The sequence below is a fragment of the Bradyrhizobium sp. genome (assembly GCF_019244115.1).
In the GTDB taxonomy this organism is placed as follows: domain Bacteria; phylum Pseudomonadota; class Alphaproteobacteria; order Rhizobiales; family Xanthobacteraceae; genus Bradyrhizobium.
In genome coordinates, this window is record NZ_JAFATE010000371.1 from 1 (window position 1) to 10122 (window position 10122).

Annotated in this window: 11 protein-coding genes and 1 pseudogene; 6 read left to right on the forward strand and 6 right to left on the reverse strand. The window is 64.7% G+C overall.

Annotation, left to right across the window (positions count from 1 at the left end; genetic code table 11):
- The 6 genes and pseudogenes from JOZ76_RS16355 to JOZ76_RS16380 form a co-directional block, all read left to right on the forward strand.
- Positions 1 to 136 (forward strand): annotated as a pseudogene (locus JOZ76_RS16355) (CvpA family protein); the annotation flags it as partial.
- 24 nt (positions 137 to 160) lie between these two features.
- Positions 161 to 1669 (forward strand): amidophosphoribosyltransferase, encoded by a 1509-nt coding sequence (gene purF, locus JOZ76_RS16360; protein WP_291699741.1) that lies wholly within the window; start codon positions 161 to 163, stop codon positions 1667 to 1669.
- Between the two features lie 269 nt (positions 1670 to 1938).
- Positions 1939 to 2679, forward strand: coding sequence for an SDR family NAD(P)-dependent oxidoreductase (locus JOZ76_RS16365; RefSeq protein ID WP_291699761.1), 741 nt, complete (start codon positions 1939 to 1941; stop codon positions 2677 to 2679).
- Positions 2680 to 2766: 87 nt separating this feature from the next.
- The gene (locus JOZ76_RS16370; protein WP_291699743.1) at positions 2767 to 2913 is read left to right on the forward strand and encodes a hypothetical protein; all 147 of its coding nucleotides are present in this window, start codon (positions 2767 to 2769) and stop codon (positions 2911 to 2913) included.
- 228 nt (positions 2914 to 3141) lie between these two features.
- Complete coding sequence (locus JOZ76_RS16375) at positions 3142 to 4368, forward strand: ABC transporter substrate-binding protein (protein WP_291699745.1); 1227 nt, start codon at positions 3142 to 3144, stop codon at positions 4366 to 4368.
- Positions 4369 to 4679: 311 nt separating this feature from the next.
- Complete coding sequence (locus JOZ76_RS16380) at positions 4680 to 5447, forward strand: prephenate dehydrogenase (RefSeq protein ID WP_291699746.1); 768 nt, start codon at positions 4680 to 4682, stop codon at positions 5445 to 5447.
- Positions 5448 to 5589: 142 nt separating this feature from the next.
- Here the strand turns inward: JOZ76_RS16380 and JOZ76_RS16385 are convergent, their stop codons facing one another.
- The 6 genes from JOZ76_RS16385 to JOZ76_RS16410 all read right to left on the reverse strand — a co-directional run.
- Positions 5590 to 5919, reverse strand: a complete 330-nt coding sequence (locus JOZ76_RS16385; protein WP_291699749.1) for a hypothetical protein — start codon at positions 5917 to 5919, stop codon at positions 5590 to 5592.
- A gap of 100 nt (positions 5920 to 6019) precedes the next feature.
- Entirely contained in the window at positions 6020 to 6232 is a 213-nt protein-coding gene (locus JOZ76_RS16390) for a hypothetical protein (RefSeq protein ID WP_291699751.1), read from the reverse strand.
- Positions 6233 to 6563: 331 nt separating this feature from the next.
- Entirely contained in the window at positions 6564 to 7940 is a 1377-nt protein-coding gene (der, locus tag JOZ76_RS16395; RefSeq protein WP_291699753.1) for a ribosome biogenesis GTPase Der, read from the reverse strand.
- A 67-nt stretch (positions 7941 to 8007) separates the two neighbouring features.
- Entirely contained in the window at positions 8008 to 8592 is a 585-nt protein-coding gene (locus JOZ76_RS16400) for a hypothetical protein (protein ID WP_291699755.1), read from the reverse strand.
- A gap of 37 nt (positions 8593 to 8629) precedes the next feature.
- The gene (locus JOZ76_RS16405; protein WP_291699757.1) at positions 8630 to 9283 is read right to left on the reverse strand and encodes a tetratricopeptide repeat protein; all 654 of its coding nucleotides are present in this window, start codon (positions 9281 to 9283) and stop codon (positions 8630 to 8632) included.
- Positions 9284 to 9437: 154 nt separating this feature from the next.
- On the reverse strand, positions 9438 to 10122 hold a 685-nt coding region (locus tag JOZ76_RS16410; protein WP_291699759.1), incomplete at its 5' end, for a class I adenylate-forming enzyme family protein.

Genomic DNA, 10122 nt, shown 5'->3' on the forward strand with positions numbered 1-10122 from the left:
AAAACGACTCAAGAAAAATAAACCGGAAGATGACCAGGCTGACAGTGGCGAACCGCCCCCGCCGGGCAGCGACGGCTATAGCAAGCCCGCCCGCGACAGCCTGAAAAAGCTGATCGAGAAGCCCGCGGCGCGGTGAAGATGAGGCCAGAAGAGAGGCGCGATGGACGAGACCGAAACCCCTATCAACCTCGCCCTCGGCGCGCCTTCCCCTCGCGACCTCGACCTGGATCTGGACGGCGACACGCTCCGCGAAGAATGCGGCGTATTCGGCATCTTCGGCCACAGCGAGGCGGCGGCCATCACCGCGCTCGGGCTGCACGCCCTGCAGCACCGCGGCCAGGAAGCCGCCGGGATCGTCTCCTACGACGGCGCGCGGTTCCATAGCGAGCGCCGGCTCGGACTGGTCGGGGACACCTTCTCCCGCGGCGAGGTGATCGACCGCCTGCCCGGCGGCACCGCGGTCGGCCATGTCCGCTATTCGACCACCGGCGCCACCATTTTGCGCAATGTGCAGCCGCTGTTTGCGGAACTCGCCACCGGCGGCTTCGCGGTCGGTCACAACGGCAATCTGACCAACGGCCTCTTGCTGCGCCGCGAGCTGATCCGCGGCGGCGCCATGATGCAGTCGACCACCGACACCGAGGTGATCCTGCATCTGGTCGCCCAGTCCAAGCGCAGCCAGTTCGTCGACCGCTTCATCGAGGCGCTGCGCGCGCTCGAAGGCGCCTATTCGCTGGTCTGCCTCACCAACAAGAAACTGATCGGCGCGCGCGATCCCCTCGGCATACGCCCGCTGGTGCTCGGCGAGCTCGACGGCTGCCCGATCCTGACCTCGGAGACCTGCGCGCTCGACATCATCGGCGCCCGCTATATCCGCGACATCGATCCCGGCGAGATCATCGTGTTCGACGAGAGCGGCGCGCAGAGCCACAAGCCGTTCCCGCCCAAGCCGCCGCGGCCCTGCATCTTCGAATACATCTATTTTGCCCGGCCGGATTCCATCGTCGGTGGCCGCTCGGTCTATGAGGTGCGCAAGGCCTTTGGCGCGCAGCTCGCGCGCGAAAGTCATGTCGATGTCGACGTCGTGGTGCCGGTGCCGGATTCCGGCGTGCCCGCGGCGGTCGGCTATGCCCAGCATTCCGGCGTACCGTTCGAGCTCGGCATCATCCGCAACCATTATGTCGGCCGCACCTTCATCCAGCCGACCCAGAGCATCCGCGAATATGGCGTGCGCATGAAGCACAATGCCAACCGCGCCGCGATCGAGGGCAAGCGCATCATCCTGATCGACGACTCCCTGGTGCGCGGCACCACCTCGAAGAAGATCGTGCGCATGATGCGCGACGGCGGCGCCCGCGAGGTGCATTTCCGTCTCGCCTCGCCACCGATCCTCTATCCCGACTATTACGGCATCGACCTGCCCGACCGCGGCGGGCTCCTGGCCGCGACCCATTCGCTCGAGGAGATGCGCGAGATCATCGGCGCGGATTCTTTGGCCTTCCTGTCGGTCGACGGCATGTATCGCGCGATGGGATTTGCCGGCCGCGATCCGGCCAACCCGAAATTCGCCGATCATTGCTTCACCGGCGCATATCCGACCCATCTCACCGACCAGACCCAGATCGAGCCGCAGCCGCGCCAGCTCTCGCTCCTGGCGGAAGCGAGTTAAGAACGGGAGCCGCGATGGTGCAGCCGATAATCGGGATTGTCGGCGGCCTGTCACTCATCGCGTTCATCTTTTTCGCTTTTCGACAGGGCATGAAGGTTGATCCCGACGACCGACAGGATCGGGGGCCTTCTGCGGGCGGCCCCTAGGCTCGCTTGCAATTGGACACTTCCGTCATGGCCGGGCTTGTCCCGGCCATCCACGTCTGTAAAACCCAGCCGAAGACGTGGATGCCCGGCACAAGGCCGGGCATGACGAAAGCATAGATGGTCATGTCCCCACCCCTCGCCTCCCGCATCGCTCTCGTCACCGGCGCCTCGCGCGGCATCGGCTACGCCACCGCGCTCGCGCTCGCGAAGGCCGGCGCCCACATCATCGCGGTCGCACGTACCCAGGGCGGCCTCGAAGAGCTCGATGACGAGATCCGCAAAGGCGGCGGCAGCGCCACGCTGGTGCCGCTGAGCCTTACCGATTTCGACGGCATCGCGCGGCTCGGCGCCGCGCTGCACGAGCGTCACGGCAAGCTCGACATCCTCGTCGGCAATGCCGGCGTAGCCGGCCCCTCCTCGCCGCTCGGCCATATCGAGCTGAAAACTTTTGCCGACGTGATGGCGGTGAACGTCTCGGCCAATTTCCAGCTGATCCGCTGCATGGAGCCGCTGCTCAAGGCGTCCGACGCCGGCCGCGCGGTCTTCATCACCTCGGGCGCCGCCGCCAGGGCAAATGCCTATCTCGGGCCCTATGCCGCCTCCAAGGCGGCACTGGAGACGCTGGCGCGGGTCTGTGCCCATGAAACCCAGCGCACCGCGCTGCGCGTCAATCTGTTCAGCCCGGGCCCGATCCGCACCCGCATGCGCGCCGCCGTGTTCCCCGGCGAGGACCCGATGACGCTGGAGACGCGGGAACAGGTTGCAGAGTTCATCGTGCCGATGTGCTCGCCCGAGTGGACCGAGACCGGCAAGCTCTACGACTACAAGAGCCGTACGCTGAGAGAGTTTCGCACACCGGCCTAGAGTCTGGTCATTGCGAGGAGCAAAGCGACGAAGCAATCCAGACTGTCTCCATCGGCGAGATCCCTGGATTGCTTCGCTTCGCTCGCAATGACGACTGCGGCGATTGATTCGCCCCCACCCGCGATTGACTGGCTTCGCGACTGCGGATCAACCGACGTCGATGCCAACGGCAAGTCTATCGACAACGCCAAGCGCATCCAGAAATTCCGCCTGACCTCGGACGCGCTGCGGTAGCCGGCGCTTCCGGCCTTGCACATGTGAACCCGCCGTCTCCTGCGGGTGGCGGCGATTGCCTGCGCAACAGGCACACATGCATTAACCCTTAGTCGTAGCGCGGCAATCGGCTCCCATTCGCAAATATCTCAGGGCATTGCCGAGGTCGGCTGAACCGGCTATCGCAGGATCAGGCTGCCGGCCAAGACCCCCCGAGAGGGCCGCCGGCTCAACGATCTGGAGGAGCCCATGAGAACGACGCCCACCTGGCGTATTGCGCCCGTGATTGCTATTGCCACTTTCGGCATCGCCACGTCGGCACTGGCCGACGACAAGAACGTCAAGATCGGCGTCCTGAACGACATGTCGAGCCTTTATGCCGATATCGGCGGCCCCAATTCGGTCGCGGCGATCAACATGGCGGTCGAGGATTCCGGACTGAAAGCGAAAGGCTGGACGATCGAGGTTTTGAGCGGTGACCACCAGAACAAGCCGGATGTCGGCGTCAACATCGCCCGGCAGTGGATCGACAGCGAGAAGGTCGACGTCATCGCGGACACGCCGAACTCCGGTGTGGCGCTGGCGGTGAGCAATCTCGTCAAGGAAAAGAACGCGGTCCTGCTCAATTCGGGCGCTGCGACCGCCGACCTCACCGGCAAGGCCTGCACGCCGAACACGATCTCCTATACCTATGACACCTACATGCTCGCCAACGGCACTGGCAAGGCGCTGACCAAGGCCGGCGGCGACACCTGGTTCTTCCTAACCGCGGACTACGCCTTCGGCCATGCGCTGGAGCGGGACACGTCGAACGTAGTCACCGCCAATGGCGGCAAGGTTTTGGGCGGCGTGAAGCATCCGCTCAACACGTCGGATTTCTCCTCGTTCCTGCTGCAGGCGCAGTCCTCGAAGGCCAAGGTGATCGGACTCGCCAATGCCGGCGGCGACACCACCAATTCGATCAAGCAGGCCGCCGAATTCGGCATCGTCCAGGGCGGCCAGAAGCTCGCGGCCCTCCTGCTCTTCATCACCGACGTGCATGCGCTGGGGCTAAAGACCGCGCAGGGCCTGACCTTCACGGAGTCCTTCTACTGGGACCTCAACGACCAGACCCGCGAATGGTCGAAGCGTTTCCAGAAGGTGTCGCCGAAGAACGCGATGCCATCGATGACGGTCGCCGGAAATTATGCGGCGGTGCTGCATTATCTGAAGGCGCTGGAAGCGCTCGGCGGCAATCCGCATGATGGCGCCAAGGTCGTGGCCAAGATGAAGGAAATCCCGACCGACGATCCGCTGTTCGGCAAGGGCCCGCTGCGCGCCGACGGACGCCGCATCATACCGGCCTATCTGTTCGAGGTTAAGAAGCCGGAAGAATCGAAATATCCGTGGGACTATTACAAGCTGATCGCCACCATCTCGCCGGACGATGCGGCAAAACCGCTGGAAGCCAGCGAGTGCCCGCTGGTGAAGAAGTGACCGCGTAGCGGCGTGTAGGGTGGGCAAAGGCGCACTTGCGCCGTGCCCACCATATTTACGCGTTGCGACTGTCACGGTGGGCACGCTTCGCTTTGCCCACCCTACCGATCTGCGTCTGCTGCGCTGCCGCAATTGACAGCGGTACCCACAAGCCACTAGAAGACCCGCATGCGTCCCGCCGCCCATCAGCTTTCGGCCTCGTATTACCCGCCGTCGACATAACGGCGGGCGCATCATTCTTGCACAACCGCTGCGTTCCGGCGGTTGAGACAGCAAGACATCCGGCATCGCAGCTGAAACGGAGCTTTGCGATGTCCGCGATACCAGCCATCACATCCACACATGTCACGTCGATCGGCCTCGTCGGCTTCGGCGCTTTCGGCCGGCTGATTGCGGAGCATCTCTATCGCTACTTTCCGCTCATCGCCTTTGATCCCCTGGTGAACGCGGGCGAACCTCGCCATGGCCAGGTGCGGCTCGGCTCGATCGCCGAGGTCGGCGCTTGCGATCTCGTGATCCTCGCCGTACCCGTGGCCGAACTGCCATCGGCGATCGCAACGCTGCGGCCGCATCTGCGTCCCGGCTCGATCGTGGTCGATGTCGGCTCGGTCAAAGTCCGCCCGATCGAGGTGATGAAGGCCGAGTTGCCGCCGGATGTCGAGATCGTCGGAACACATCCCCTGTTCGGACCGCAGAGTGCGAAGGGCGGCATCAAGGGCCGCAAGATCGCGCTGTGCCCGGTGCGCGGCCGCTCGGCGCCGCGCATCGCGGCATTCCTGCGGCACGTCCTGAAGCTCGATGTGCATGTCGTTTCGGCGGAAGAGCACGACCGGCAGGCCGCCATCGTGCAAGGCCTCACGCATCTCGTCGCCAAGGTCTTGGTGCGCATGGAGCCGCTGCCCACGCGCCTGACCACCGCGAGCTTCGATTATCTCATGCGGGCGACCGACATGGTCAGGCACGACGCGGCGAGCGTCTTTCTCGCCATCGAGCGCGACAACCCCTTTGCTGCGGAGGTCCGCGCGCAGTTTTTCTCGCTCGCGGAAGCGATGCGGATTGAACTCGATCAGCGCGACTGAGCGAGCGTCTTCACCGCGCCGGTCACATCATCGTCCGTCACGATCGCAGCATGATCGCCCCTAGGATCTGCGGGGCACAGGCTCATACACGACTTCCGCGCCTCGCAATCCACCCTCGCCCGGAGTCCTTGAACCCGGTCAGTCAACTCCCTTCAACTGCGCGGCCTCGACGGACCGCATCGCCGTCCGTTCCATCGCGGCCCTGCAAGACCTTGCTTCCGTTCGCGCGCGGCTGGCGCTGAACAACTGCGAAAATCCCGCGCGCGACCAGGCCGAGGAAATAGCCCCATTGCACGGTCGCCTGCACGAGAAACACCACCAGGACCGCATCGACGACCGACAATCGGCGCGCGACCGAGAAGACGATCGAAGCGAACAGCAGCAAGAGAAGGATGGGCAGCAGCACCTTCATCCGGAATCGAACGCCAAGCGCGAAACCCGTGATCGCGAGCGCGAGCGCGACATATCCCATTCGAGTTTCCCCAGCTGTCGTTGATCGAAGAGATCATTCGCTCCGATGCAAGCGAGATGCGAGCTCGGAGCGCCCTGACCGATCGCCCCCGGCAAAGCGGCTATTCGGCCGTGATCAGCATGGCGCCCGTTCGCCCGGCCGGCGTGTCCGGCTGCACATCAAGGCCGATCACCAGGCGATGGACTTCGTTTCGCCTGATGTCCCTGACGCGGATCCAGCTGCGGCCATTGCGCAGTTCGGGACGAACCTTCGCCAGCTGATGCACCATTTCCCTGGCGGCGAGCTTCGCGCCGGCCCTGCGCGCGAGCAACATCCCGCCGGGATCGAGGACGACATAGCGGTCGTATAAAGATCGAAAAAGAAGCGAGGCATGAGATCAAAACCATACGAATTGAACGAACTGGAACTGCGCCAAAAACAACGCATGACTATGCTCTAAGTCATGCGCCGGGGTGCTTGGTTCAAGGGACAAACCAGAGAACCGCCAAACGCGGCCCGTATAGTTATCTCGCGCACGATCGACTTGGACAAAAGCGACGACATGCGTGCGTTCACCCGCAAATTCACACACCGGCGCGCGAGATCGGCGGATTTTTGACTTGCATCGTCGGAAGTTTCAACCGACGCGAGCAGCAGTCGATCGCTTACGATGGCCGCTTGCGCTTGTGCGCAAACGGGTTCTGCTTCTCGCGCAGCGTGATCCGCACCGGAGTGCCGGGCAGACCGAAGGCCTCGCGCATCGAGTTGACGAGATAGCGCAGGTAGGAGTCCGGCACCGCATCGGCGCGCGAGCAGAACAGCACGAAGCTCGGCGGCCGCGCCTTGGTCTGGGTGATGTAGTTCAGCTTCAGCCTGCGGCCGGAGACCGCGGGCGGCGGGCTCGCGCTGGTCGCCTGCTCGAACCAGCGGTTGAGGGCCGCCGTGGCTACGCGCTTGTTCCACACCGCATAGGCCTTTTCGATCGCCTCCATCAGGCGGTCGATGCCCTCGCCCATCAGCCCCGACACCGCCACCACGGGCACGCCTGCGATCTGCGGCAGCCAATGATCGGCGTCGGCGCGCAGGGCCGCGATCTGGCCGCCCTTGCCGTCCATCAGGTCCCATTTGTTGACGGCGATGACGAGCGCCCGACCCTCGCGCTCGATCAGGTCGGCGATGCGAAGATCCTGCTCCTCGAAGCGGTGCTGCGCATCGATCATCAGCACGACCACCTCGGCAAAGCGAACGGCGCGCAAGGCATCGGCGACCGAAAGCTTTTCGAGCTTCTCCTCGATCCGCGACCGTCGCCTGAGGCCCGCGGTATCGAACACGCGGAAGCCACGCCCGTTCCAGCCGATCTCGACCGCGATCGCATCGCGCGTGGTGCCGGCCTCGGGGCTCGTCAACAGCCGCTCCTCGCCGAGCAGGTAGTTGATCAGCGTGGATTTGCCGGCATTGGGGCGGCCGACAATCGCGACCCGGATCGGCCGCTGCGTATCCTCCTCGCCGCCTTCGTCCTCGTCCTCGGAAGCGTCCTCCTCCGGCGGCTCCGGCATCAGCGCGCGCAGCGCGTCATAGAGTTCGCCGAGCCCCTCGCCATGTTCGGCCGAGATCTGGATCGGCTCGCCGAGGCCGAGCGCGTAGGCCTCCATCGCGCCGGCATCGCCATGCCTGCCCTCGCTCTTGTTGGCGAGCAGCAGCACAGGCTTGCCGGCGCGGCGAGCGAAATCGGCAAAGGCGCGGTCGGTCGGCGTCAGCCCGGCGCGGGCGTCGATCACGAACATCAGCGCATCGGCGGACTTGATCGCGGTCTCCGTCTGCTCCTGCATGCGCGCGGTCAGCGACCCCTTGGCGCCCTCGTCGAGCCCCGCGGTATCGATAATGGTGAAGGCGAGATCGCCGAGCCGCGCCTCGCCTTCCCGGCGGTCGCGGGTGACACCCGGCTGATCGTCGACCAGCGCGAGCTTCTGCCCGACCAGGCGGTTGAACAGGGTCGATTTCCCGACATTGGGCCTGCCGATGATGGCAATCGTGAATGACATGGGTGATCCCAAGCGCATCTTGTGATGCGCTTGTCAACCGGAGGAAAAGGCTCGCGGCCTGCTAAAACTAGCGCGTGAACGTATTGCTCGGCAGCGGTGCGGGGAAGGCCGAGGGCGCCTGCTGCTGCTGGGCGGACTGCGCCTGCGACTGATCGGCCGGCTGGTCCGGCGTCGTCACGCGCTTGCGCGAGGCGACCCGCTTCGCTTTTGGCGGCGGCGGAGGCGCCGCTGCAGTCGTGTCTTCCTCAGGTACGGCTTCGCCATTTGCGGTGGCGGCGGGCTGCTCGGCGGGCGCCGCTGCGGCGCTCGCAGGCTGCTTGCCCTTGCCCTTCGATCTCGCCTGCTTGGCAGGCTTTGCATCCTCAGGCGGCGGGGGCGGCACGGCTGCGGTCTGCTGTGCGGCCATGTCGGGATTTGGCTGCTCCTGCTGCTGGGCGCCCTTGTACAGCTCCTTCGGCACACCCTGTTCGAGGCCCGGAACGCCATCCGGGAACACGGGCTTGCGGTCGCCCGGCAGCTTCTTTTTGGTATCCAGGAAGTCGAGCAGATCGGAGGGATCGAAGCCGCTGCCGAAGCCCGAGGAACAGCCTCCCAGCACGCCCGAGAACGCGACGAGGACCGCGGCTGCAATCAGACGGTGCGGACGGCGCATGATCGATCCCCTTCGTTCCAAAAACCGTCAGCTGCCGTCAGCTCTTGGCAACTGGCGGCAGCAATGCCTGCAGCGCTTCGGCGCGCGCGCGCACGCTTGGCGGCGTCTCGCCGTCGAGCGCGATCTGATCGAGCCACTGCCGGGTCGCGGCCGCATCATTGGCCCGCCATGCCGACAACGCCAGAAGCTCGCGCGCCGCATGGCGGTAGGTCGAGCCGGCAGTGGTCATCGCCTCTAGATGCTGCACCATGTCCTGATAGCTGGCGCTGTCGACCAGAAGCCCCGCAGCCCGGATCCTGGCCAGATCCCGGAAATCGGCGCCGACACTGCGATCGGCTGCGATGTCGTCGAACATCTTGGCCGCGGCTTGCGGGTCGCGCGGGGCGGCCTCGCCGGCAGCACGGAAGCGGGCCAGTGTCCGGTAGCCCGAGGGCGCCTTGGCCGCGAGCGCGGCGAAGGCCGTCTCGGCATCGTCGTGCTTGCCCTGGTCGGCGAGTTCGACGGCCTTGTCGAACGCGTCACCGGCTTCCGCGGCCTTTTTGGCTTCGAGATACTGGTAGCCGCGCCAACCACCCACGGCGGCGACGATCAGGATCGCCAGCGCGACGATGAAGACTGAATATTTGTCCCACAGCTTCTTGAGCTGTTCGCGACGGACTTCCTCGTCGACTTCGTCAAATAATTCAGACACTTAAGCCTTTCCCAGCACGGTGGCAGCCGAACACCTCGAGGCCGCCCTTGGCATCACGCCCCAACATTGTGGCGGCGATACCCTATCGCTATGGCGGAGGCAAGGCAAAGCGAACCGGATCAAGGTCTTGGCGGGAACCGTTGCAATTCGGCCTTCAGCGGCTAAGTGCCTCGCGAAGCTGCCGTTTCATGATCTTGCCGTTGGCATTGCGCGGCAGCGGGTCCGTTGTCAGGAGGATCGTTTCCGGGACCTTGTAGTCGGACAGACGCGCGGCGCAAAAGGCGCGCAGCGCCTCAGCGGTGATCTCTTCCCGAACGACGATGACGGCATGCACGCGTTCGCCCAACACCGGACAAGGTTTTGCAACGATCGCGCTCTCGACCACGGCAGGATGACTTGCCAGCACCGATTCGACCTCGGCCGAATAGATTTTCAGGCCGCCGCGGTTGATCATGTCCTTCTGGCGATCGAACACGCGAACGAAATTTTGCGCATCGATCGCGCCGAGATCGCCGGAATGCCAGAAGCCGCCTGTAAAACTCTCGGCCGTGGCTTTCGGGTTGTTCCAATAGCCCTTGATGACCTGCGCCCCGCCGATAAAAATCTCGCCGATCTCACCGCGTGGCAGCTCCCTGCCCTCGGCATCCATGACGAGGATGCGCGTCCCCGGACATGGCAGGCCGACACTGTCGATGTGATCAGCGGTCAATTCGCCCGGCATCATGGTCGAGGGCGAGGTGGTTTCGGTCGCGCCATAAGCATTGATCAGTTTTAAGCCCGGACTTGTCGCAGCGAGCTTTTCGATGGTCGCAATCGGCATCGGCGCCCCGCCATAGCCG